Source organism: Pseudomonas sp. Marseille-Q8238, from assembly GCF_965111915.1.
Genome location: NZ_CBCOPI010000001.1, coordinates 3,603,826 through 3,627,955 on the forward strand (window position 1 = coordinate 3,603,826; position 24,130 = coordinate 3,627,955).

Consider the following 24,130-nt stretch of genomic DNA (forward strand, 5'->3'; position numbering starts at 1 on the left):
CAGGAGCCCACCATGTCAGCGCGCAACCGTCTGCTCAGCGGCCTACTGGTCGGCCTTGCCCTGCTACAGACCGCCTGCTCGTCCAGCGCGGCCGAAGAGGCCACCGTGCTCCCGGCACCGCTACACGACCAAGCGCCTGGCACCCACAGCCAGACGGCCGTCTTCGCGGGCGGTTGTTTCTGGGGCGTACAGGGCGTGTTCCAGCACCTGAAGGGGGTGCAGAACGTGGTATCGGGTTACGCCGGGGGCGCGGCAAACACCGCGCAGTATGAGCGAGTCAGCGGGGGCGATACGGGGCACGCCGAAGCGGTGCAGATCACCTACGATCCACAGCAGGTCAGCTACGGCACCCTGCTGCAGGTGTTTTTCTCGGTAGCCCACAACCCGACCGAGCTGAATCGCCAGGGGCCGGATACCGGCACGCAGTATCGCTCGGCCGTCTTCCCGCAGACCGACGAGCAACGCAACCTGACCCAGGCCTATATCAGCCAACTGGAAAGCGCCCATGTCTTCAATGCACCCATCGCCACCCGCCTTGAATCGACCCAGGGGTTCTACCCGGCGGAGACGTATCACCAGAACTTCCTGACCAACCACCCGACGCACCCGTACATCGTGATCAACGACCTGCCCAAGGTGCACCAGCTCAAGCATCTGTTCGCCGAGCGCTACAACGACAACCCAGTACTGGTGCAGACCTGGTGACGTAGTGCCGCTGTCGACTTGTGCCTGGCCTAACAGCGTCTGGCATAAGTCGATCATTCGTAAAAAAAGAAAGAACCTATCGACTTTCGATAAATCATACTGAGCAGTGTCACCTCCCCACCGCGAGCCCTCGTCGCATGATGACCCTGCGCCAGATCCGCCACTTCATCGCCGTAGCCGAAACCGGCTCGATTTCCGCCGCCGCCCAGGCGGTGTTCATTTCCCAGTCGACCCTCACCCTGGCCATCCAACAGTTGGAGGAAGAGATCGGCGTCAGCCTGTTCAACCGCCACGCCAAGGGCATGAGCCTGACCCACCAGGGGCACCAGTTCCTGCGTCAGGCGCACCTGATCCTCGCCACCGTGGAAAACGCCAAGCGCAGCTTGCAGCAGAGCACCGACCAGGTCGCCGGCAGCCTGACCATCGGCGTGACCAGCCTGGTTGCCGGTTACTACCTGGCCGACCTGATCACCCGCTTTCAGCGCGCCTATCCCAACGTGCAGACCCGGGTTCTGGAAGACGAGCGCCCGTATATCGAGCACCTGCTGGTCAGCGGCGAGATCGACGTGGCCGTGCTGATCCTGTCCAACCTCGAAGACCGCCACGCCCTGCAAACCGAAGTGCTGACCCATTCGCCGCACCGCCTGTGGCTGCCCGCGCGCCATCCGCTGCTGGAGCGCGACAGCATCAGCCTGGCGGATGTGGCGCGCGAACCGCTGATCCAGCTCAATGCCGATGAAATGGGGCTGCACACCCAGCGCATCTGGACCCGTGCCGGGCTGACGCCGAACGTGACCTTGCGCACCGCCTCGGTAGAGGCGGTGCGCAGCCTGGTAGCCGCCGGCCTCGGCCTGTCGATCCAGCCGGACATGACCTATCGTCCATGGTCACTGGAGGGCGACATCATCGAAGCACTACCACTGGCCGACCTGAGCGAGCCACTGGACGTCGGCCTGGCCTGGCGCCGCGGCACCGCCCGGCCCGCCCTGGTTGACCCCTTCCTGACCCTGGCCCGCGAACAATCGCACACCCGCAAGGTATCGATTTAATCGAACGCCGCTTTCAATATTTAGAATTTGTAGACCTCTGCACCGGACTCTAGTCTCAGCAACCAAGAGGCAGACGCTCCGGGCAACCCTGGAGTCGTCATGCAGGCTGAAACTAAAAGAAGAAGTGCAAAGATGCCCGAACCTACCCTGCACAGCGCATTGCTGATCGGCGGCCAATTGGTCGCCGGGGAAGGTTTGGTCGAAACCATCGTCAATCCGGCCAGTGGCGACGTGCTGACCCGCATCGCCGAGGCCTCGCTGGAACAGGTAGAGGCAGCCATCCAGGCTGCCCACAATGCCTTTGCCGGTTGGTCACGCACTACACCGGCCCAGCGCGCCACCGCCCTGCTTGCCATTGCCGACGCCATCGACGCCCAGGCCGATCACCTGGCGCGCCTGGAGTCCCTCAACTGCGGCAAGCCGTTGCACCTGGCGCGCCAGGACGACATCCCCGCCACCGCCGACGTATTCCGCTTCTTTGCCGGTGCCGTACGCTGCCAACAGGGCCAACTGGCCGGCGAATACGTACCCGGCCATACCAGCATGGTGCGCCGTGATCCGGTTGGCGTGGTCGCCTCCATCGCACCATGGAACTACCCGCTGATGATGGCGGCGTGGAAGATCGCCCCGGCACTGGCCGCCGGCAACACGCTGATATTCAAACCGTCCGAACACACGCCGCTGTCGATCCTGGCGCTGGCCCCGGCGCTGGCGAAGATTCTGCCGGCCGGCGTGCTGAACATCATCTGCGGCGGCGGTGAAGGCGTCGGCAGCCAACTGGTTGGCCATCCGCGCGTGCGCATGGTGTCGCTGACCGGAGACATCGTCACCGGGCAGAAGATCCTGCAGAGCGCCGCGCGCACCCTCAAGCGCACGCACCTGGAACTCGGCGGCAAGGCTCCGGTGATCGTCTGCAACGATGCCGATATCGAGGCCGTGGTCGAGGGTATCCGTACCCACGGCTACTACAACGCCGGGCAGGACTGTACAGCCGCCTGCCGCATCTATGCCCAGGCCGGCATCCATGATCGCCTGGTCAGCGAGCTGGGCAGCGCCGTGTCCAGCCTGCGTTTCGCCCGCAAGAAAGACAGCGACAACGAGATCGGCCCGCTGATCAGCGCACGCCAGCGCGACCGCGTGGCCAGCTTCGTCGAACGCGCACTCGGCCAGCCGCATATCGAGCGGGTCACCGGCGCCGCCGTGCACTCCGGCGCGGGTTTCTATTACCAGCCAACGCTGCTCGCCGGCTGCAAGCAGAGCGACGAGATCGTGCAGCGCGAAGTGTTCGGCCCGGTGGTCACCGTGACCCGCTTCGACCAACTGAGTCAGGCTGTGGACTGGGCCAACGACTCCGAGTACGGCCTGGCCAGCTCGGTCTGGACCCAGAACCTGGACAAGGCCATGCAGGTTGCCGCCCGCCTGCAGTACGGCTGCACCTGGATCAACACCCATTTCATGCTGGCCAGCGAGATGCCCCACGGCGGGCTCAAGCGCTCTGGCTACGGCAAGGACCTGTCCAGCGACTCGTTGCAGGACTACAGCGTGGTGCGCCACATCATGGCACGTCACGGACAACAACTAGACTGACAAGAAACACCCGTTGTTCGGCAGCGGTATCGCCGACATTCAACTGCCCCAATAACAGTCCACAAGAAGAGGGAATCCCAATGTCCGCGTACAAAACCGCAGCGCTCAGTGCACTGGCTACCGCCCTGCTCGCCTCAGGCGCCGTGCAGGCCGCCGAACCTCTGCAATCCCTGGGCAAGGCCGAAGGCCAGCTCGACATCATCGCCTGGCCCGGCTACATCGAGCGCGGCGATACCGACAAGGCCTATGACTGGGTAACCCAGTTCGAACAGGACAGCGGCTGCAAGGTCAACGTCAAGACCGCCGCCACCTCCGACGAAATGGTCAGCCTGATGGCCAAGGGCGGCTACGACCTGGTCACCGCGTCTGGCGATGCCTCGCTGCGCCTGGTCGCCGGCAAGCGTGTGCAGCCGATCAACACCGCCCTGATCCCCAACTGGAAGAACGTCGACGACCGCCTCAAGGATGCCGCCTGGCACACCGTGGCTGGCAAGCATTACGGCACGCCCTACCAGTGGGGCCCGAACGTGATGATGTACAACACCAACGTCTTCAAGGAAGCGCCGACCAGTTGGTCCATCATTCTCAAGGAGCAGACGCTGCCCGACGGCAAGAGCAACAAAGGCCGCGTGCAGGCCTATGACGGCCCGATCTATATCGCCGATGCTGCGCTCTACCTGAAGGCCACCCAACCCGACCTGGGCATTCAGGACCCCTACCAGTTGAACGAGGAGCAGTACGCTGCCGTGCTGCAACTGCTGCGCGCGCAACAGCCGCTGATCCACCGTTACTGGCATGACGTGACCGTACAGATGAACGACTTCAAGAACGAAGGCGTGGTCGCTTCCAGTGCCTGGCCGTATCAGGTCAACGCCCTGCAAGGGGAAAAACAGCCGATCGCCTCCACCGTACCGGTCGAAGGCGCCACCGGCTGGGCCGACACCACCATGCTGCACGCCGAAGCCAAACACCCGGTCTGTGCGTACAAGTGGATGGACTGGTCCCTGCAACCCAAGGTCCAGGGCGACGTAGCCGCCTGGTTCGGCTCGCTGCCCGCCGTGCCGGCTGCCTGCCAGGCCAGCGAGCTGCTCGGTGCCGAAGGCTGCAAGACCAACGGCTTCGACAACTTCGCCAAGATCGCCTTCTGGAAAACACCCCAGGCCGAAGGTGGCAAGTACGTGCCTTACAGCCGCTGGACCCAGGACTACATCGCCATCATGGGCGGCCGATAAAAGTCGCCATGGCGGCTGCTGCGCAGACCTGATCCATGCCCGGACAACTCGCAGGGTGGACGACGCTTCTTTCGTCCACCAACCGGCATCGCCGGTGGATGGATAGAGCGCCAGCTACGCGTACTGATCCACCCTGCGGCTGCTCGGGGCAGCCTGAGCTATAGGAGCCCGCTTGCTGGCGATGCTGTTCCGAGTGCAAGAGCGCGCACGGCTCCTGCAGCGCAGGTGATGAGAAGCACGACCGACCTCACCCTGCGCGCCCACAATTTTCACCGTTGTACATCCACCGCCGACCTCCCTGTCCCGTGTCGGCAAACCCTGACCGCGGTCGGCGGTGGGTGGCTTTTTCTCCTGGAGTGTTTGTCATGACCCATGCAGTGCAATTTACCGATGTGTCCCGCGTGTTCGGCGACGTCAAAGCCGTAGACCGGGTGTCCATCGACATCCAGGACGGCGAATTCTTCTCCATGCTCGGCCCATCCGGCTCGGGCAAGACCACCTGCCTGCGCCTGATCGCCGGATTCGAGCAGCCCAGCGCAGGCTCCATCCGCATCCACGGCGAGGAAGCCGCCGGCCTGCCGCCCTACCGCCGTGACGTGAACACGGTGTTCCAGGACTACGCATTGTTCCCGCACATGAGCGTGCTGGAAAACGTCGCCTATGGCCTCAAGGTCAAGGGCGTAGGCAAGGCCGAACGCCTGGCTCGCGCCGAGGAGGCGCTGGCCCTGGTCGCCCTCGGTGGCTATGGCGTGCGCAAGCCGGTACAGCTGTCCGGTGGCCAGCGCCAGCGTGTGGCCCTGGCCCGTGCCCTGGTCAATCGCCCACGGGTGCTGCTGCTCGACGAGCCGCTTGGCGCCCTGGACCTCAAGCTGCGCGAGCAGATGCAGAGCGAACTGAAGAAGCTGCAGCGCCAGCTCGGCATCACCTTCATCTTCGTCACCCATGACCAGAGCGAAGCGCTGTCCATGTCCGACCGCGTGGCGGTGTTCAACAAGGGCCGCATCGAGCAGGTCGATACCCCGCGCAACCTGTACATGAAGCCTGCCACCTCGTTCGTGGCCGAGTTCGTCGGCACCTCCAACGTGCTCAAGGGCGAACTGGCGGCGCGCATCAATGGCTCGCCACGGCCGATCTCGATCCGCCCGGAGCACGTACGCCTGGGCACGGATGCCCCGCTCGGCAGCGATGAAGTGGAGGTCGCCGGCCTGCTGCATGACATCCAGTACCAGGGCGCGTCGACCCGTTTCGAGATTCAGCTGGAGAACGGCCAGAACTTCTCCGTCAGCCAGGCCAACAACCAGTGGCAACTGGGCGAAACGCCCGTGCAGCCTGGCCAGCGCGTGACCGCACGCTGGGCGCGCGGCGCCATGGTCGACCTGCGCGAGGAAGCATGACATGAGCCAGACTCTCGCTATCGACAGCGCGGGCGGCGGCCTGCTGCGGCGCCTGTCCGACCTGCTCTACCGCAAGCCGACGCTGTACCTGTCGATGCTGCTGATTCCGCCACTGCTGTGGTTCGGCGCCATCTACCTGGGATCGTTGCTGGGCTTGCTGTGGCAGGGTTTCTACACCTTCGACGACTTCAGCATGACGGTCACCCCGGACCTCACGCTGGCCAACTTCCTGGCCCTGTTCCAGGCAGCCAATTTCGACATCATCCTGCGCACCGTGGGCATGGCAGTGGCGGTTTCCCTTGCCAGCGGCCTGGTGGCCTTCCCTATCGCCTACTACATGGCGCGCTACACCACGGGCAAGACCAAGGCGTTCTTCTACATCGCGGTGATGTTGCCGATGTGGGCCAGCTACATCGTCAAGGCCTATGCCTGGACCCTGCTGCTGGCCAAGGGTGGCGTGGCCATGTGGTTCATCCAGGCGCTGCACCTGCAACCGCTGCTGGAGCTGATCCTCACGGTACCTGGCGTCGGTGGCAACACGCTGTCGACCTCGCACCTGGGGCGCTTCATGGTGTTCGTCTACATCTGGCTGCCGTTCATGATCCTGCCGATCCAAGCCTCCCTGGAGCGCCTGCCGCCGTCGCTGCTGCAAGCCTCGGCCGACCTTGGCGCACACCCGGCGCAGACCTTCATGCAGGTCATCCTGCCGCTGTCGATCCCCGGCATCGCCGCCGGCTCGATCTTCACCTTCAGCCTGACCCTGGGTGATTTCATCGTGCCGCAACTGGTCGGTCCGCCCGGCTTCTTCATCGGCAACATGGTGTATTCGCAACAAGGCTCGATCGGCAACATGCCGATGGCCGCCGCCTTCACCCTGGTGCCGATCGTGCTGATCGCCATCTACCTGTCCATCGTCAAACGCCTGGGGGCCTTCGATGCACTCTGACTCTTCGAATCGGGCCTCCTGGGGCCTGAAACTGGCAGCCTGGGGCGGGTTGGTGTTCCTGCACTTCCCGATCCTGATCATCTTCGTCTATGCCTTCAACACCGAAAGCTCGGGCTTCAGCTTTCCGCCGCAGGGATTCACCCTGCACTGGTTCAGCGTCGCCCTGGCCCGTGCGGATGTCCTGGAGGCGGTCAAGCTGTCAGCCCAGATCGCCTGCCTGGCCACGTTGATCGCCATGATCCTCGGCACCCTGGCCGCGGCCGCGCTGTACCGACGCGACTTCTTCGGCAAGGAAAGCATCTCCATGCTGCTGATCCTGCCGATCGCCCTGCCGGGCATCATCACCGGCCTGGCACTGCTGGCGGCGTTCAAGAGCTTCGGCATCGAACCGGGCATCCTGACCATCGTCATCGGCCATGCCACGTTCTGTGTGGTGATCGTCTACAACAACGTCATCGCACGCTTCCGCCGTACCAGCCACAGCCTGATCGAGGCCAGCATGGACCTGGGCGCCGACGGCTGGCAGACCTTCCGCTACATCGTCCTGCCCAACCTCGGCTCAGCGCTGCTGGCGGGCGGCATGCTGGCGTTCGCCCTGTCGTTCGACGAAATCATCGTCACCACCTTCACCGCCGGCCACGAACGCACGCTGCCGCTGTGGCTGCTCAACCAACTGTCCCGCCCGCGGGACGTACCGGTCACCAACGTCGTGGCCATGCTGGTCATGCTGGTGACCATGCTGCCGATCCTCGGCGCCTATTACCTGACCAAGGGAGGCGAAGGCGTAGCCGGCAGCGGCAAGTGATTTCCCTGGGGCCGGTAGTGGATCGCGCTTCTTCGATCCACCACAGCCCCATAGAGACGCCCAGGGTGGATATGCAACGCGACAGCTAAGCAACTCGGGCTACGCGCCCGGACTGCGCGCCCCGGTCCACCCGACAAACACTCATGCAGACCCCAAGCGAGGTTCAAGCGATGCAAACCAAACTGCTGATCAATGGCCAGCTCGTCGCTGGCGAAGGCGCCGTACAGGCCGTGCTCAACCCCTCCCTCGGCACCACCCTGGTCGAGATCCATGAAGCCAGTGAAGCCCAGGTCGATGCGGCCGTGCGCGCAGCCGATGCAGCCTTCGACAGCTGGTCGCAAACATCACCAAAAGACCGCTCCAACCTGCTGTTGAAGCTGGCCGACACCATCGACGCCCATGCCGAGGAACTCGCCCGCCTGGAGTCCAACAACTGCGGCAAGCCCTACAGCGCCGCCCTGAACGACGAGTTGCCGGCCATCGCCGATGTGTTCCGTTTCTTCGCCGGCGCCAGCCGTTGCATGGGCGGTTCGGCGGCTGGTGAATACCTGCCGGGCCACACCTCGATGATCCGCCGCGACCCGATTGGCGTGGTCGCCTCCATCGCACCATGGAACTACCCGCTGATGATGGCCGCCTGGAAACTCGGCCCGGCCCTGGCCGCCGGCAACACTGTGGTGCTCAAGCCCTCCGAGCAAACCCCGTTGACCGCCCTGAAGCTGGCCGAATTCCTCGCCGACATTTTCCCCGCTGGTGTGGTCAACATCGTCTTCGGCCGCGGCCCGAGCGTCGGCGCGCCACTGACCAGTCACCCGAAAGTACGCATGGTCTCGCTGACCGGCTCGATCCCCACTGGCTCGGCCATCATCAGCAGCACGGCCGACAGCGTGAAGCGCATGCACATGGAACTGGGTGGCAAGGCGCCGGTGATCATCTTCGACGACGCCGACATCGACGCCGCCGTGGAAGGCATCCGCACCTTCGGCTTCTACAACGCCGGCCAGGACTGCACCGCTGCCTGCCGCATCTATGCGCAGAAAGGCATCTACGACAAATTCGTGGCCAAGCTCGGCGAAGCCGTGAGCACCATCAAGTACGGCCTGCAGGATGATGAAGGCACCGAACTCGGCCCACTGATCACCGCTGCCCACCGCGACCGCGTCGTCGGCTTCGTCGAGCGCGCCAAGGCCATCCCGCACATCCAGGTGGTCACCGGTGGCAAGGCCGTCGATGGCCCTGGCTTCTTCTTCGAGCCGACCGTACTGGCTGGCGCCCTGCAGGATGACGAGATCGTCCGCCGCGAAGTATTCGGCCCCGTGGTCTCGGTCACCCGTTTCGACGATGAAGAGCAAGTGCTGGCCTGGGCCAATGACTCGGACTACGGCCTCGCCTCCTCGCTGTGGACCAGTGACGTTGGCCGCGCCCATCGCCTGTCGGCGCGTTTGCAGTACGGCTGCACCTGGGTCAACACCCACTTCATGCTGGTCAGCGAAATGCCCCATGGCGGCGTGAAACTGTCCGGTTATGGCAAGGACATGTCCATGTACGGCCTGGAGGACTACACCGCCATCCGCCATGTGATGTTCAAGCACTGAGTCGTACCCGCCGGCTCCTGCACGGGAGCCGGCATCCCTGACGCCAGCCTGGCTGAAGACCCCACCACCCGCGCCTGCCGGCGCGCAAGCCTGCATAGGTTCCTTCATGAGCATCACCCGACGCGATTTCCTCAATGGCGCGGCGATAACCATCGCCGCCGGCCTGACGCCCTTGCAACTGCTGCGCGCCGCGCCCACTACCGGAGGTGCTGGCAATGGCGCCCGTTACTACCCACCAGCACTCACCGGACTGCGCGGCAGCCACCCGGGCTCATTCGAAATCGCCCACCAGATGGGCTGGGAAAAGAAGGTCTTCGACACCGACAACCTGACGATCGAGGAACAGTACGATCTGGTCGTGGTCGGCGGTGGCATCAGTGGCCTGTCGGCTGCCTGGTTCTACCAGCAGAAACATCCACAGGCACGCATCCTGATCGTCGAAAACCATGACGACTTCGGCGGCCACGCCAAGCGCAACGAATTCCAGGCTGGCGGCCGGATGATCCTTGGCTACGGCGGCAGCGAAGCCTTCCAGTCACCCAAGCACCTGTACAGCACCGAAGTGAATGGCCTGCTCAAGCAACTGGGGGTCAACGTCGACCGCTTCGAGAGCGCTTTCGACCGCGACTTCTATCCGGGCCTTGGCCTGTCGCGCGGGGTGTTCTTCGACAAGGCCGGCTTCGGCCAGGACAAACTGGTGAGCGGCGACCCGACGCCCATGGTGGCCGATGACATAGCCCCGGAGAAGCTCAACGCTCGTAGCTGGCGCGCCTTCATCAGTGACTTCCCGCTGCCTGAAGCGGATCGCAAGGCCCTGATCGACCTGCACGAAGCACCACGCGACTACCTGGCAGGCAAGAGCCGCGAGGAGAAGGAAGCCTACCTGGCCAAGACCAGCTATCAGGACTTCCTGCTCAAGAATGTTGGCCTTAGCGATGCGGCAACACGCTACTTTCTCAGCCGCACCAACGACTTTTCCGCCCTGAGCATCGATGCCGTGGCGGCTGCAGATGCCTATTCCGTAGGCTTCCCGGGCTTTGCCGCGATGAACCTGTCGCCCATCAGCGAAGAAGCCAAAGCGGAGATGGAAGAGCCGTACATCTACCACTTCCCTGACGGCAACGCATCCCTCGCCCGCCTGCTGGTGCGGGGCCTGATTCCCGGTGTGGCGCCTGGCAAGGACATGAACGACATCGTGCTGGCCGACTTCGACTACACCAAGCTGGACCTGGCCTCCAACAAGGTGCGGCTGCGCCTGAACAGCACTGCCGTGAGCGTGAAGAACCGCGACGGTGGTGTGGACGTCGGCTACAGCCGTGCCGGCCAGCTGTACCGGGTGCGCGGCAAGCACTGCGTTCTGGCCTGCTACAACATGATCATCCCCTACATCATGCGCGATCTGCCTGGCGAGCAAGCCCATGCGCTGTCGCAGAACGTCAAGTTCCCGCTGGTGTACACCAAGGTGGTGATCCGCAACTGGCAGAGCTTCATGAAACTGGGCGTGCACGAAATCTATGCGCCGAGCCAGCCCTACAGCCGGGTCAAGCTCGACTACCCGGTGGACATCGGTGGCTACACCCACCCGCGCGCCCCGAACCAGCCCATTGGCTTGCACATGGTCTATGTACCGACCAGCCCGAACAGCGGCATGGACGCCCGCACCCAGGCCCGAGTCGGCCGTACCAAGCTGTACAGCATGAGCTTCGAGCAGATGGAGACCGCCATCCGTGACCAGTTGCAGGCCATGCTCGGCCCAGCTGGTTTCGATCACCAGAAGGACATCCTGGCGATCACCGTCAATCGCTGGTCGCACGGCTATTCATACTTTTCCAACAGCCTGTTCGATGACGAAGAGGATAGCGAAAAGCTGATGAACCTGGCTCGCCAGAAAGTCGGCAATGTCACCATCGCCAACTCCGATGCCGCCTGGGATGCCTACGCCCATGCTGCCATCGACGAAGCCTGGCGCGCCGTCGGCGAGCTGGGCTGAGCATCCATCTTTCAGGTGATGCTTGAACGCTTGGCGAGATCGCCCGGCTCCTGCTAGCAGGAGCCGGGCACCAGCGTTTTCGCGATAGAAAAAACCTTCAACCTCTCCGGTAAAAATCAATCGCCATCCGGCTTGCTGATTTAAATTACAAGCGTAATATTAAAATCAGGCACGACCAGACCCAGCCCTACAACTACCCGGAGACAACCATGACCACACCCCAGACCACCCAAGGTAAAGCTCTGATTACCGGCGCCTCTTCCGGCATCGGCGCCACCTATGCAGAGCGCCTCGCCCGCCGTGGCTACGATTTATTGCTGGTGGCCCGCGATCAGCAGCGCCTGGAACAACTGGCCACCCAGTTGCGTGCAGAACATGGCATCAAGGTGGAGGTACTCAAGGCCGACCTCACCCAGGCCGCCGATCTGCGCGCCGTGGAACAACGCCTGTCCAGTGACGCCGCGATCAGCCTGCTGGTGAACAACGCCGGCGTAGCGATGAATGGCCACCTGGCAGGGGCCGATAGCGACAAGGTCGACGCCATGATCCAACTCAATGTGGTCGCCCTCACCCACCTGTCCGCCGTGGCGGCCACCACCTTCAGCAAGGCTGGGCGCGGCGGCATCATCAACCTGGCATCGGTCGTCGCCCTGATCCCGGAAATGTTCAACGCGGTCTACAGCGCGTCCAAGGCCTATGTGCTGAGCCTGACCCAGACCCTCAACCACGAGATCGCCGCCAGCGGCGTGCGCGTCCAGGCCGTATTGCCCGGCCTCACTCGCACCGAAATCTGGGAGCGTGCCGGCATCGATGACAGCGGTCTCGATCCACGCATGATCATGGAAGTCGGCGAAATGGTGGATGCAGCGCTGGCTGGTTTCGATCAGGGCGAACTGGTGACCATTCCTTCGCTGCCGGATGCCGCCGACTGGCAGTCCGTGGTGCAAGCCCGTGGCAAGCTCGGCCCCAATCTGTCGCGCAACGAAGCGGCGGCGCGCTACAAGGTCACCGGCTGATAACGATGCAACGCATCGCCCCTCAGCGAGGGGCGATGTGCGCCACCATCAATTGCACACTCTCGCGCCCCTGGTACTCGTTGACATCCAGTTTGTAGGCCAGCTCGACCCAGCGCAGGGTCGGGTTCGGCCACAAATCGCGGTCGATATTGAAGGCGATGCCATCCAGGGTCTGGCCACCGCACTCGGTCTTCAGCACCAGTTTCAGGTGCTTCTCGCCGACCAGGCGCTGCTGAACGATCTGGAACACGCCATGGAACAGCGGCTCTGGAAAATGCTGGCCCCACGGGCCGGCATGGCGCAGCGCCTTGGCCAGCTCCAGATGGAACTCCTCGACCCCGAGCTGACCGTCCGACAATAGGCGACCGGTAAGGTCGTCCTCGGTCAACTGGCGGCGTACCTCGGCATCGAAGGCGGCGGCGAATGCGCCGTAGTTCTCCTGCGGCAACGACAGGCCGGCGGCCATGGCATGCCCGCCGAACTTGCTGATCAGCCCCGGATGCTTGGCCGCCACGGCGTCCAGCGCATCACGAATATGCAGCCCCGGTACTGACCGCGCCGAGCCCTTGAGCAGCCCCTCGCCGGCATCGGCAAAGGCGATGGCCGGGCGGTGGTAACGCTCCTTCAGGCGCGAAGCAAGAATACCGATCACACCCTGGTGCCAGTCCGGCTCGAACAGGCATAGGCCAAACGGCATGTCCTCGACACGCAAGTCCTTGAGCTGGGCCAACGCCTCGCGTTGCATGCCCTGCTCGATGCTCTTGCGGTCCTTGTTCAGCTCGTCGAGCTGCTGGGCCATGTCGCGTGCCAGCGCCTCGTCATCGCAGAGCAGGCATTCGATACCCAGGCTCATGTCGTCCAGGCGTCCCGCCGCATTCAGCCGTGGCCCGAGGATGAAGCCAAGGTCGGTTGAGGTGATACGCCCAGGCTGACGCCCCGCAACCTCAAGGATCGCCCGCAGGCCGGCACGTGCCCGCCCGGCGCGGATGCGCGCCAAGCCCTGGTGGATGAGGATGCGGTTGTTGGCATCCAGCGGCACCACGTCGGCAACGCTGCCCAATGCCACCAGATCAAGTAGCTCACCGAGGTTAGGACCGTTTGGTGTCGGCTCGGCAAAGCGGCCCAGCTCACGCAGGCGAGCACGCAGGGCCAGCAGCACGTAGAACATCACCCCGACGCCGGCCAGCGCCTTGCTCGGAAAGCCGCAGCCAGGTTGATTGGGATTGACGATGGCATCCGCCGCCGGCAGTTCCGGGCCTGGCAGGTGGTGGTCGGTGACCAGCACCTTGAGTCCCGCTGCCTTGGCCGCCGCCACGCCGTCGACGCTGGAGATACCGTTGTCCACGGTTAGCAGCAGATCCGGCGTGCGCGTCAGCGCCACGGCGACGATCTCCGGGGTCAGGCCATAGCCATACTCGAAACGGTTCGGCACCAGGTAATCGACATGCGCTGCGCCAAGCATGCGCAGGCCGAGCACACCGACCGTGCTGGCAGTAGCGCCATCGGCATCGAAGTCGCCGACGATAAGGATACGCTGACGTTGGTCCAGCGCCTGCACCAGCAACTCGACCGCCGCGTCTATCCCGGCCAACTGTTGATAAGGGATCAAGCGCGCCAGGCTCTTGTCCAGCTCGGCTTCGGACTGCACACCACGGGCGGCATACAGGCGCGTCAGCAGCGGCGGCAGATTGCCCAGGTCAGGCAGATTGGCGGGAAGCGGACGGGGATCGATGCGCATGGGGGACGGACCACAGTGTCGTAATGATGGCTACCACGCTCTGCGTGGGAGCCCCTCCTGGGACGCTCCGCGTCCCGCGTGCCTAGGCTGGACGCGGAGCGTCCGGGCTACATTCCCACGCAGAGCGTGGGAACGATCAGGCGATCAACGCAGAAGAACGGCTCAGCGTTCGCCGGCCAGCCACTCCAGCGGAATCTCGTGCTGACCGCGCTCATCGGTCACGAACAACTCGCCATCGCTGATCATCACCGCCCAGTTGATCGCGCGCGGCAGGTCACGGGCGAGGTTTTCCAGGGCTTCCTGTTGCACGCCAACGACGTTGATGTTCTTCAGGCTACGCACGCTGTCGAGCACCTTGCTCTGCCACACACGCAGGTTGCCGTAGGCCACCAGGCTGAATTTCTCGGTACGCCGCGAACACCAGGTGATGCGCTCGGCATCCGGCTGGCCGACCTCGATCCAGTGCAGCACGCGGTCATCCAGGCTCTTCTCCCACAACGCGGGCTCGTCGATATCCGACAGGCCACGGCCAAAGGCCAGTTGCTCGTGGTACCACAGGGCGTACGCAATCAGGCGCACGGCCAGGCGCTCCTCGGTCTCCGAAGGATGCTTGGCTACGGTGAAACGCAGGCTTTCATAGATATTGCGGTCGATATCGGTGAGGTTGAGATCGACTTTGTATGGGGTGGCTTGCAGGGCCATGGGCGGCTTCTTGACTGTCTGGAAAGGCGGCAAGTCTACGCGAATCACCACCCCGATGCCGAAGCCGAGATGAACGGATTGGCAAATGGCCACTGGGAAGGTTGTCAGCCTCTCGACACATCCGTATAAACCGCCACGGGCTCATTCATGAAGAAGGAGTTCCCAAAAGGAAGCGATACACACGGAGGTTGCATGACACCATTCATCATCTTGCTGGTTCTGATTGCCATATTGATTTTTTTCACGCGCACTCCTGACGACGAGCAGGAACTGCGTCTGAGCATCGCCGGCAGCCCGGCAAAACTGACCCTTCAGGAAATCAAGCTGATCAACCGCATCAGCTTACTCGGTTCGACTTACCCGATGCTGGCATTGCACCTGAGCAATCGCTTCGAGGGTGATGCCTGGCAGGTTTCCAACATGGGGCTCTGCGACACGCTTTGCCGTGCAGGCCTGGAAGATAAAGCGCTGCTATTGCTCCCACGTTTAGACACGCATCATCGCCGCGAAGCGCTAAAGCTGATGCTCAAGGCCTTGACCCAAACCGGAAAGGCCGATCGGGCCGTCGCACTACTGGAGCAGACGGGTGAAGAGCCACCTCATGATGGACTGATACGCTCAGCCCTGCTGCTTGCCGAGAATAAACACGAGGCGGCCTGCCAGGCGCTGGAAGACTATCTTCAGAGCACCCACCCCGACGCGACGCAATGGCTCGATGTGGCGCGTCTGCAACGTGAATTGGGTCAGACCGACGCCGCGCGGCAAAGCCTTGAGCAGTTCTGGGTGCTCCAACAAGACAAAAGCGCAGACGAGATTTTCGACCTGAACACGTTCATTCAGGAGCTGGTCCGTCTGGGGGATTTCCAGACACTGCAAGATATTGCTACGACACTCGAAATCTCCCGCAACAACCCATTCATTGCACCGTTGATCGACGCCGGCCTGTTTGAGCAAGCAACCTCGTTGATCGAGCGACTCGAGCCTCTGCAGCAATACAACCCTTACGAAATGCTCTTCGATGCCTTGCTGCAACACGGCCAGTTGCAACAAGCAGAGACACTGCTGTCAGCCCGGGATGAACAAGACAGCGGCAAGCTACTGTTACGTCTGGCACGCTGGCATATCGATCAAGGCCGGGACGCCGAAGCCCCGCAGGCCATCCAGCGGTTAAGCCAGGACAGCGCCATGCGAATCGACCTGTATCTGGCACTCTGGAGCCTGCACAAGGATACTCGCCCGGCTTTGGCGAATCCGCTACGGGAACAGGCAGAACGCTGGGTTGACGCGTTGCCGGATGGTGCCACACGAGATCGCCTGCGCCTGTTCGTTCTGGATACCCGCCTGCTGTTACAGATCCGCCTGCCCGAGCGTCAGCGCAGCAGTTATGAAATTCGCTGCCTGCTGGAAGAAACACAGCGGCTCAACGCACGCCAGCCGCTTTACCTAAGAACCCTCAATGCCAAGCAACATGCCATGCGGCTACACGCCCTGGGACGCCCCGAAGATGCACGGCGCCTGCTAGAAGACACTCAGCAGGACCTGCAGAGCATCGCCGAGGATGACGACATGGAGCCGTTCGATCAGGCATGCCTGCAAGAAGAGCTGGCCACTTGTTTTCTGCAGTTGGGCCTTACCGAGCAGGCGATCGCACTCTACCGGGAGATCCATATCGATAGAAACTTCGCCACTTACTGGCTCGCGGCACTGGTCGAGCACGACCTGCTGAACCAGGCTGTCGAACACCTGAGCTACAACGACATAATCGGCATGCCAGACGCTGTTCACCAACTGCTGGATAAGCTCGGCAACTCCGCCGAAGAAGAACATGCCGATCGATATCAGTACCTGCTCGACAAAATCATCCACGACAATTTCTGGCCGCAGCCAGTTGAGGGATTGTGAGCAGGCCTTAGGCGGCCAGTTCGACCCGATTGCGCCCCTTGGCCTTGGCGACATACAGCGCCTTGTCCGCACGCGACATCAGGCCAAGCAGGTCGGCATCCTCGGAACGAATGGTCGCCACGCCGATGCTCACGCTGAGGCTGTCCGGCTGCTGGAACGGCAGTTCGGCAAACGCCTGGCGAATGCGCTCGGCCACCCGTACGGCGGTCGGCGCATCAGCATTTTCCAGCACGCAGGCGAACTCCTCGCCACCGAGGCGGCCGAATACATCCTGTTTACGCATGCTCGCGGCGATGATGCGGCTGAAATCGACCAGCACTTCATCGCCCGTGGCATGGCCGAAGGAGTCGTTGAGACGCTTGAAGAAGTCCAGGTCGCACACCAGCAGCGACACAGGCTGCTCCAGCGCCCGACAGCGGTAGAGCAGTTGCTCGCCCGAGGCAATGAGTGCACGGCGGTTGCCGATGCCGGTCAGCGGATCACTGAAGGCCGCCGACTTGTACTGCAACTCGGCCCGCTCCTTGACCATCGCCAGGGTCACGAACGCGATACCGATGGCGTATAGCAGGGTCTCGAAAACCAGCAGGGCAAAGAAGTCACTGCCCTTGCCGTCCAGCACGTTCTGCAGCGCCTCGCCGCGGTCAAATACCACCCGCCAGGCATAGAACGCGGTATGCAGCAGCATCAGCGCCAGTGCCGGCTTGATCGATACGTTGAGCGACTCACGGCTGCGCCACAGTTCGGATGCAGCCAGTGCGGTGTAGGCGGCAATCAGCAGCGTACTCAGCATCACCCGGGCCGCCAGTGACTCGTAGAACGCCGGCACGGCACAAAGCAGCAGCCAGATACCGCCCCCAGCGACGATCCCGGGCACGTGCGCCCGCCGCCCGGCGAATACCCGCATGGCCGTCCAGTTCATCGCACAGGCAAGCAGAAGCAGCAGGTTGCCAATGATGATCGGCACATAGTCGATGCCACGCCCTCGCAGGCTGCTGAGCACGATAGCCAGGGTGCCGAGCAGAAGCATCGAGGTCATGTAGCCCAGCGTCGCTTCGCGGCGCCCACGCCGCCAGGCATGGAACATGAGGATGCCCAGCAACGTGAGAATGTAGATGTCGACCAACACCAGGGTTGGGATATTCAGGCTCATGATTGAAAGAGCTGCAGCAGAAAAGTTCGGTTTATGGGTAATGATGCCGAGAGGAGCCTAAAACGTGACAGAGATAACACTTTACGGGCCAGCACACCGCCGCGCCAAGTGACAAACGCTTAGCGCTTAACGGCGCATCCGCGAACCGAGCGCGCATACGCCACGCCGCAGAGAGCCCCGGCCAGGTGGTACTCGAACGACACGACATCATGCGGCAACAGGCCGAACCACCAGCCGCCATAGAAGAACAGCACCAGCAGCGCGATCAGGAAGGTGCCCAGGCTACGCTGGAACCAGGCCTGAGCCAGCAATAGCCCCCACAGCCCGAACAGCCAGCCACTGGCGCCCAGGTGCATGCCCGGACGGGCGAACAGCCATACCAGCCCACCACTGCCAAGGATGATGAAAACACTGGCCTGGAGAAAATGACGAATGGACACCAGGCTCACCAACCAGCCCAGCACCAACAGCCCGGGCAGGTTGTTGAACAGATGCAGCCAGTCGGCATGCAACCATGGCGCAGCCAGAATGCCCGGCAGGCTGGCCAGATGCCGTGGCAACACGCCCCAGGCATTCAGCGCATGACCACTGAGACTGTTGATCATCTGCACCAGCACCATCAGTGCAGCGATACCGCCGAGGATCTGCAGACGCGGGACGACCCACGTTTTCATGCAGAGCCGCCAGGGCCTGTTTCGCCTGCCGTGCCACTCCCCAGCAACTGACCCAGCTCCTGCAGACGCCCGGCCATCTCGTTGAGGCGGCTGTGGGTACGCAGGTCGATCTCGATCTTCTTGTCCATCGCCGTCAGCAACGGCAGGAAACTGGTTTGCAGGGTATGGGCCAGGCTCTCGAGCAAGGCTTGCAAGCCAGGCTGTGCTGGCGGCAGTACCTCGACCGCCACCTGCGGGTGCAGTTTGCCCAGTTGCTCCAGGCTGTCGAGTACGGCCTGCCACGGGACTTCCGGTGCAGGCTGCGGCTCACGCTGCAGGCTGGCAGCCATGGCCTGGATGCCTTCGGCCAGGTCAGTGAGCTGCGCGACCACGCGCCCGCCGACATCCGCCTCGCTGCCACCCATGGCCTTGTTGCGCATGAAATCGCGCTTGATCTGCGTCCAGCGCTCGAGCTGTTCGGGCGTCTGGTTGCCACGCAGTTCGGCAAGCTTGAGCAGGTTCTCCTCGGCGCCGGTGGTGAGCAGTTGCGACTCGCCCTGATAGTGGTCGGCGATCAGTTGCAGCAGCTCGGCATCGTTCATCACCGAACTGATCTTCTCCGCCATCTTGTTCATGTTGCGGTAGCTGCCCTGCAGCTTGAACGGCGGCTCGGTACGGTACTGATCAGCCTGGGCGGCGCTGACGATGTACTGCTGGTTGACCCGACCGACCACGTCGCGCACCTGCATCAGGCGCTGCAGGGTGGTGACGATCTCGTTGATCTCCGCGCCGCTGTAACTGTGGCTCAGCTCATTGCTGGAGAACGCCTTGCCCTCGGCCTTGGCGACGAAGCGATAGACATCGGCCATGTCGCGGGTCGCCAGCGGCGCCAGCACCGGGTTGGAGGTCAGGCCGTTCTCGATGTACGACAGGGAGAAGGCCTCCTGCATGCCGCCCAGGGTGTCGCCGAGGTTGTAGATGTCGGCGCGGTTGGCGAGCATGTCGGGGATCTTGAACACGTCGCCGGACTCGGTGTACGGGTTGCCCGACATCACCACGCAGAACTTCTTGCCACGCATGTCGTAGGTCTTGGTGCGGCCCTTCCACACACCCTCGATGCGCCGTGTGCCGTCACACAGCGAGATGAACTTCTGCAGGAACTCGGGATGGGTGTGCTGGATGTCGTCGACATACAGCATCACGTTGTTGCCCATTTCCAGGGCCAGATTGAGCTTCTCCAGTTCCTGACGCGACGTGGCGTCCGGCGCCTGGGCCGGGTCGACGGAGCGTACCTCGTGGCCCAGCGCCGGGCCGTTGATCTTCATGAAGATCAGCCCCAGGCGATGGGCGACGTACTCCATCAACGTGGTCTTGCCATAGCCCGGCGGCGAGATGAGCATCAGCAGGCCCATCAGGTCGGTGCGTTTGTTTTCGCCGGCGGTACCCATCTGCTTGGCCAGGTTGTCGCCGATGAAGCCCAGGTAAACGTCGTTGATCAACTTGTTGCGCACGAACGACGACAGCGGCCGTGGCTTGAATTCGGCCAGACGCAGGGCTTCGCGCTCGCGGGCGACGATCTCCTGGCGCAGCGTCTGATAGTGCTGCAACTGCGGGACGAACACGCTGCGGTGATGCTCCAGGCGCGCGAAGAAATCGTCGATGGCCAGGGTCAGGCTGCCCTCCTGGACGCGCGGGTGCTCGCCAATCAGGCCGCTGACGGTAAAGCGCAGGTCGACTTCAGTGAAGCGCCGCGGGAACTCGTCATCGAGCAGGCTGAGCGCGGCCGCCTCGGGGATGTAGTCGGCCAGCGAGGCCAATTCGGCATCGTGGCGGCACAGGCCTTCCAGCCAGGTCTGCGCCAGGGCCCAGCGCGGCACCGGGCGACCACGCAGGTTGTCCAGAGCTTCGCGGTAGTCTTCCCACATGTGGCTGCCGTGCAGGCGCTGGTGCAGGGTGTCGAGCAACTGCCGGGCATACTTGCTGAAGGTGAACGCTATCGGCTTGGCCGCCAGCTCCTCGATCAGATACGCCCCCGCCATCTCGCGCTGACCCGGACTGACCGACAACGGGTGCACGCCGAGGAAACGGTTCATCGCCGCGACGATCTCGGCCTGCAGTTGGCGCACGCCGTCTTCACTGGCGAACAGCTGGCGCAAATGCAGGCTGCTACGCGCGCGTTCCGGCCAATGCTCGGCTTCGACATCCTGGCTCCAGCGGTTCCAGAACAGCGCGGCAAAGCCCCGTGGCAGTGGCGCGTAGCGCAGCAGGCCGGCACTGTCGCGTAGCGGCAGGAGCTGGATCAGGATGGCGGCGGCATCGTGATCATGGATGCCCTTCTCGTAGCCTTCCTTGTAGCGCGGCGCGGCAAAATCGCGGATCAACCGGGTCAGGGACTCGGGCTGCGCCAGGTGCGTACGCAGCAGGTCGAGGCTCAGCCCTTCGCGCCCATGGATGGCCGCATCGAGTACCTGGCCGGCCAGGTATTCGGCGCGGTACAGCTGTGCGGATTCGGACTCCAGCGACACCTGCCAGTAATCGCGCAGGGCTTCCAGGCGCTCGTCGCGCAGCGGTTCGAGAAAATCGGTGCCGGTCAGGTGCAGGCACAGCTGGTCGCCGCGCGGCATCAGGGTCAGGTCCAGCTCCTGGGTGTTGACGCTGAAACGGTGACGCGGGCCGAGCTTGATGACGTTGCCGCCCTCTTCGAACAGCTCGGTCTTGTCGCGCAGCGCACGCACCGCCTGGTCGCGGGCACCTTTAAGGCGCGCCTCGACATCGTCGGCCTTGACGCTGTCCTTCAGCTCGCGCAGTCGGTCGGCCAGCTCGCGCAGCTTGAGGATCAGCGGATCAGCGGCGAAGAAGGCATTAAGCTCCTCGGCCTGGGTGAACCTGGCCGTGCGTCGGCCGAGGCTGTCGAGAATCCGCCGTGCAGCGTCGAGCAGGCCCTGGGCCTTGCGCTGACGCTCATCGAGCAGCGACTGCTTGTGCGCCTCGAAGGTCTCCAGCAGTTCCTCGCGCTTGGCCATGATGTCGCCAAGGAACTGCTCGTGGTCACCGAACTGGCTTTCCAGCTCTTCCAGCTGCACCAGCAGGCGCGACAGTTGCTCGTCACAGCGTTCCGGGTCCTGGGCCAGCGCCAGGGCATTGGTGATGCCCTGGCCGAAGAGTTTGAACTGGGCACCGAACTGAGCCACGGTCTCGCTCGAGCCCAGGCCTTTGCGCCGCTGTTCGGCACGAGCCTTGGCCTGGTTCAGGCGGGCATAGATTTCCGAGATGGATTCGACGACGCGGGTACGCTGGGTGGCATCGTCAATCTGCAACGAGGCCATCAGGCTCGACAGCATGTCCAGGTTGCCGGCCATCTCTTGCAGAGCACCCAGCGGCTCGACCAGTTGCGCCACGCTTTCGGCCTTCTGCGCCTCGGCATCGAGCACCTGCAGGCGATCGACGAAAGGCTGCAGTGCCTGGTCGCTGGCGAGGAAGCGCGCGGTCGCGGCAGCCGTGCGCTCCTGGGCGGCAAGCAGGTGTTTTTCCATCTCGTCGATACGTACGGTATCGATGTAGCGGTAGTCACGGATGGTCAGCAGCAGGCCGCGCTGGGCAGTGATCGCATTAAGTGCGTCGACGAAGTTCTGCGCCTCATCCCAGCTGTCGATCAGCAAGCCATCGAGCAGCGTCTTCTGCTTGTTCTCGGCAGCAGTCATGGCCTGGGTCGACTGCTGGCGGATGCTTTCGACCTTCTCGTATTCGTCCAGCACCAGCTCGGAGGTGGCCGCTACCTCACGCAGCAACGGCGCCAGGCCCTCGACCTCGGCACTGCTGAGCCAGTGATAGATATCGAACAGGCGGCGGGTGTTCTGGCACAGCAGCGAGTAGCGCTGCACCGACACCGACGGTGTGTCGATCTCACGGCACAGGTCGTAGAGATCGGACACGCCGCGCACCAGCTCGGCGTTGCCGATCTTGCCGAAGAAACCACTGCGCGCCGGCTGGCGGGCGGCGTATTCCTCGGTGCAGAACGGCGTCTGCCAGATCTGCATGGGGTGGATGCGCGTCGGTTCGTCGCCTTCGGCGGCGAAGATCACCATGCGCCCGTCTTCCAGGCGTGCGTAACCATGACCGAACAACGGGTTCTGCAGCGTCCGGTTGATCATGTTGTAGGTGAGCAGCACCGCGCGGCCCTGCTCGGGGTGGTAGAAGACGTACTGCACATCCTCGCCATTGGGCGAACGTACCGAGCGTTTGAAACGCATGCCGGCCATGGACTGCTCGAAGGTCTTGTATTCGCCGCTTTGCAGGTAGTAACCGCCGGGGAAGATGATCCCGTGGTCTTCCGGCAGCTGTACGCAGGCCTGGCCGATGGCATCGATGCGCTCGACCTTGCGCGTCAGGCTGTTGAACACCAGGTAGCGCCATTGCTCTTCGCGGTAGGGCAGCACCTTGAGCAGGATCAGGCTGCCCAGGCGAGCGAACTCGATCTGCGCGTCGTCCAGGGACTGGGTCTTGTCGACCACATCTTCGCGGTAGATGCCGAGGCCGTCCTCGGTGTTGTTCTCGACCTTGATGGTCAGGTCGCCGCCGATGGTCTCGACGAAGATGGTGTCGAGGATATTCAGGTGCGGATAGCGACCGTTGACCACCATCTCGCGCGTGGCTTTCTGCCACTCGAAATCGAAGGGCGCCGGTAGCGCGATATCCCGCTCGCCTCGGTTGTCGATGTAGCGCACGTCCTTGCCATCGACCGAGATCGACCAGCGGAATACGCGGATATCGGTGATGCGCTCACCGATCTGGAAACTCGCCAACAGCTTGCCGTCGCGGATGGCCAGTTGCAGCAGGCGGGTGTTCTTATAGTAGGTGTAGAGCTCGTTGAAGTCGTGGACGAAGCTTTGCTGGCCCAGGAATGAATCGTCCAGCGGCACCGCTTCGGCTTCGTAACCTTCGTTCTCTTCCACCAGGCGATAGAGGGAAAACACGTCGGCGACGCTGGTTTCCTTCTTCAGGCCCATGAACACGTTGTAGCCGAACAGCAGGCAGTCGCCGACCTGGACGATGTCCCGGGCAATGCAGTTGTTCTCGGTACGGATACGCACGCGCCCGATGGCGTCCATCTGGCTGCTGCCAAATTCCTCCAGACGCCGCTGATTGAGGGCATCGGTGGTTTGCCGCAGACGCAGGCCCTGCTCCTGCAGGCGCTTGTGCAGCACCTCGTAGGCGCCGCCTTCGGCGACGGCCTTGTCCAATACGTCCTGTGACTGGGCTATGGCTGGGGCATCCGACATCTGGGGCTTCCTGAATCCGTGCTACCTGCAAAGACGCCCCCACCTATGTGGGGGCCAAAACCAAGGGTGGCGTCAACGCTCCCTCACGGTGAAAAACGCATCGCGTTCAGGCACCTATTTTTCTCTCGACCTCGGCGATCTTGTCGCGCATGGCCTGATCGATCTCTTCCGGTTTGACATGGGCGATGATCTTTTTCAGCACCCGAATCTCGTTCTCGTCGATCACCCCATCGCGCTCGGCGATATCCAGCAACGAACCCAACTCATGTACATCCAGCCGGCCATCGTTGGCGAAGCACTGGATCGAGCGAAAGGACAACTCCAGATAATCTCTTGGTTCGGACATGCATACTTTCCTTGTGGTTGAAGTTTTTCTGGTTCTGAGAG

General features: G+C 63.0%; 17 protein-coding genes. 11 read left to right on the forward strand and 6 right to left on the reverse strand.

Annotated features, from left to right (window positions below):
• Positions 1-12: 12 nt before the first annotated feature.
• From msrA to ACWPW0_RS16845, 10 genes are all read left to right on the forward strand, one after another.
• Complete coding sequence (gene msrA, locus ACWPW0_RS16800; RefSeq protein ID WP_454255926.1) at positions 13-705, forward strand: peptide-methionine (S)-S-oxide reductase MsrA; 693 nt, start codon at positions 13-15, stop codon at positions 703-705.
• Between the two features lie 137 nt (positions 706-842).
• Entirely contained in the window at positions 843-1,754 is a 912-nt protein-coding gene (locus ACWPW0_RS16805) for a LysR family transcriptional regulator (RefSeq protein ID WP_447593191.1), read from the forward strand.
• Between the two features lie 132 nt (positions 1,755-1,886).
• Positions 1,887-3,341, forward strand: coding sequence for a gamma-aminobutyraldehyde dehydrogenase (locus ACWPW0_RS16810; RefSeq protein ID WP_454255927.1), 1,455 nt, complete (start codon positions 1,887-1,889; stop codon positions 3,339-3,341).
• An 80-nt stretch (positions 3,342-3,421) separates the two neighbouring features.
• Positions 3,422-4,573 carry a putative ABC transporter substrate-binding protein YdcS gene (ydcS, locus tag ACWPW0_RS16815; RefSeq protein ID WP_447593195.1) on the forward strand — a complete coding sequence of 384 codons (1,152 nt, stop codon included), beginning with the start codon at positions 3,422-3,424 and terminating at the stop codon, positions 4,571-4,573.
• A 365-nt stretch (positions 4,574-4,938) separates the two neighbouring features.
• Entirely contained in the window at positions 4,939-5,967 is a 1,029-nt protein-coding gene (locus ACWPW0_RS16820; protein WP_447593196.1) for an ABC transporter ATP-binding protein, read from the forward strand.
• 1 nt (position 5,968) lies between these two features.
• The gene (locus ACWPW0_RS16825; RefSeq protein ID WP_447593198.1) at positions 5,969-6,913 is read left to right on the forward strand and encodes an ABC transporter permease; all 945 of its coding nucleotides are present in this window, start codon (positions 5,969-5,971) and stop codon (positions 6,911-6,913) included.
• Positions 6,903-7,718, forward strand: coding sequence for an ABC transporter permease (locus tag ACWPW0_RS16830; protein WP_447593199.1), 816 nt, complete (start codon positions 6,903-6,905; stop codon positions 7,716-7,718). The genes ACWPW0_RS16825 and ACWPW0_RS16830 overlap by 11 nt, the downstream gene beginning before the upstream one ends.
• Before the next feature lie 170 nt (positions 7,719-7,888).
• Positions 7,889-9,313 carry a gamma-aminobutyraldehyde dehydrogenase gene (locus tag ACWPW0_RS16835; RefSeq protein ID WP_454255928.1) on the forward strand — a complete coding sequence of 475 codons (1,425 nt, stop codon included), beginning with the start codon at positions 7,889-7,891 and terminating at the stop codon, positions 9,311-9,313.
• Between the two features lie 106 nt (positions 9,314-9,419).
• Entirely contained in the window at positions 9,420-11,303 is a 1,884-nt protein-coding gene (locus tag ACWPW0_RS16840; RefSeq protein ID WP_454255929.1) for an NAD(P)-binding protein, read from the forward strand.
• A 209-nt stretch (positions 11,304-11,512) separates the two neighbouring features.
• A complete protein-coding gene (locus ACWPW0_RS16845) occupies positions 11,513-12,319 on the forward strand; it encodes an SDR family NAD(P)-dependent oxidoreductase (RefSeq protein ID WP_454255930.1) in 807 nt (268 codons plus the stop codon).
• Positions 12,320-12,341: 22 nt separating this feature from the next.
• Here ACWPW0_RS16845 and recJ read toward each other — a convergent pair whose 3' ends face one another.
• Both recJ and ACWPW0_RS16855 read right to left on the reverse strand, forming a co-directional pair.
• Entirely contained in the window at positions 12,342-14,057 is a 1,716-nt protein-coding gene (gene recJ, locus ACWPW0_RS16850; RefSeq protein ID WP_447593206.1) for a single-stranded-DNA-specific exonuclease RecJ, read from the reverse strand.
• A 162-nt stretch (positions 14,058-14,219) separates the two neighbouring features.
• Positions 14,220-14,759 (reverse strand): YaeQ family protein, encoded by a 540-nt coding sequence (locus ACWPW0_RS16855; RefSeq protein WP_447593208.1) that lies wholly within the window; start codon positions 14,757-14,759, stop codon positions 14,220-14,222.
• Between the two features lie 192 nt (positions 14,760-14,951).
• Here ACWPW0_RS16855 and ACWPW0_RS16860 point away from each other — a divergent pair, with 192 nt between their 5' ends.
• The gene (locus tag ACWPW0_RS16860) at positions 14,952-16,661 is read left to right on the forward strand and encodes a hypothetical protein (RefSeq protein WP_454255931.1); all 1,710 of its coding nucleotides are present in this window, start codon (positions 14,952-14,954) and stop codon (positions 16,659-16,661) included.
• A 7-nt stretch (positions 16,662-16,668) separates the two neighbouring features.
• On the opposite strand, the gene ACWPW0_RS16865 is transcribed toward ACWPW0_RS16860, so the two are convergent.
• From ACWPW0_RS16865 to ACWPW0_RS16880, 4 genes are all read right to left on the reverse strand, one after another.
• On the reverse strand, positions 16,669-17,811 hold the full coding sequence (locus tag ACWPW0_RS16865; protein ID WP_454255932.1) for a diguanylate cyclase: 1,143 nt from the start codon (positions 17,809-17,811) through the stop codon (positions 16,669-16,671).
• Between the two features lie 119 nt (positions 17,812-17,930).
• Positions 17,931-18,485: a rhomboid family intramembrane serine protease gene (locus tag ACWPW0_RS16870; protein ID WP_454255933.1), complete on the reverse strand. Its 555-nt coding sequence runs from the start codon at positions 18,483-18,485 to the stop codon at positions 17,931-17,933.
• Positions 18,482-23,743: a DNA repair ATPase gene (locus ACWPW0_RS16875; RefSeq protein WP_454255934.1), complete on the reverse strand. Its 5,262-nt coding sequence runs from the start codon at positions 23,741-23,743 to the stop codon at positions 18,482-18,484. The genes ACWPW0_RS16870 and ACWPW0_RS16875 overlap by 4 nt, the downstream gene beginning before the upstream one ends.
• Positions 23,744-23,849: 106 nt before the next feature.
• A complete protein-coding gene (locus ACWPW0_RS16880) occupies positions 23,850-24,089 on the reverse strand; it encodes a hypothetical protein (RefSeq protein WP_447593217.1) in 240 nt (79 codons plus the stop codon).
• Positions 24,090-24,130: the final 41 nt, after the last annotated feature.

Bases quoted from the DNA above. Each gene is read 5' to 3' on its own strand.
- ACWPW0_RS16810 (WP_454255927.1), top strand. From the start codon at position 1,887: ATGCCCGAACCTACCCTGCACAGCGCATTGCTGATCGGCGGCCAATTG.
- ACWPW0_RS16870 (WP_454255933.1), bottom strand. From the start codon at position 18,485: ATGAAAACGTGGGTCGTCCCGCGTCTGCAGATCCTCGGCGGTATCGCT.
- ACWPW0_RS16830 (WP_447593199.1), top strand. From the start codon at position 6,903: ATGCACTCTGACTCTTCGAATCGGGCCTCCTGGGGCCTGAAACTGGCA.
- ACWPW0_RS16840 (WP_454255929.1), top strand. From the start codon at position 9,420: ATGAGCATCACCCGACGCGATTTCCTCAATGGCGCGGCGATAACCATC.
- ACWPW0_RS16880 (WP_447593217.1), bottom strand. From the start codon at position 24,089: ATGTCCGAACCAAGAGATTATCTGGAGTTGTCCTTTCGCTCGATCCAG.
- ACWPW0_RS16855 (WP_447593208.1), bottom strand. From the start codon at position 14,759: ATGGCCCTGCAAGCCACCCCATACAAAGTCGATCTCAACCTCACCGAT.
- ACWPW0_RS16805 (WP_447593191.1), top strand. From the start codon at position 843: ATGATGACCCTGCGCCAGATCCGCCACTTCATCGCCGTAGCCGAAACC.
- ACWPW0_RS16820 (WP_447593196.1), top strand. From the start codon at position 4,939: ATGACCCATGCAGTGCAATTTACCGATGTGTCCCGCGTGTTCGGCGAC.
- ydcS (WP_447593195.1), top strand. From the start codon at position 3,422: ATGTCCGCGTACAAAACCGCAGCGCTCAGTGCACTGGCTACCGCCCTG.
- ACWPW0_RS16825 (WP_447593198.1), top strand. From the start codon at position 5,969: ATGAGCCAGACTCTCGCTATCGACAGCGCGGGCGGCGGCCTGCTGCGG.
- ACWPW0_RS16875 (WP_454255934.1), bottom strand. From the start codon at position 23,743: ATGTCGGATGCCCCAGCCATAGCCCAGTCACAGGACGTATTGGACAAG.
- ACWPW0_RS16860 (WP_454255931.1), top strand. From the start codon at position 14,952: ATGACACCATTCATCATCTTGCTGGTTCTGATTGCCATATTGATTTTT.
- msrA (WP_454255926.1), top strand. From the start codon at position 13: ATGTCAGCGCGCAACCGTCTGCTCAGCGGCCTACTGGTCGGCCTTGCC.
- ACWPW0_RS16865 (WP_454255932.1), bottom strand. From the start codon at position 17,811: ATGAGCCTGAATATCCCAACCCTGGTGTTGGTCGACATCTACATTCTC.
- ACWPW0_RS16835 (WP_454255928.1), top strand. From the start codon at position 7,889: ATGCAAACCAAACTGCTGATCAATGGCCAGCTCGTCGCTGGCGAAGGC.
- recJ (WP_447593206.1), bottom strand. From the start codon at position 14,057: ATGCGCATCGATCCCCGTCCGCTTCCCGCCAATCTGCCTGACCTGGGC.
- ACWPW0_RS16845 (WP_454255930.1), top strand. From the start codon at position 11,513: ATGACCACACCCCAGACCACCCAAGGTAAAGCTCTGATTACCGGCGCC.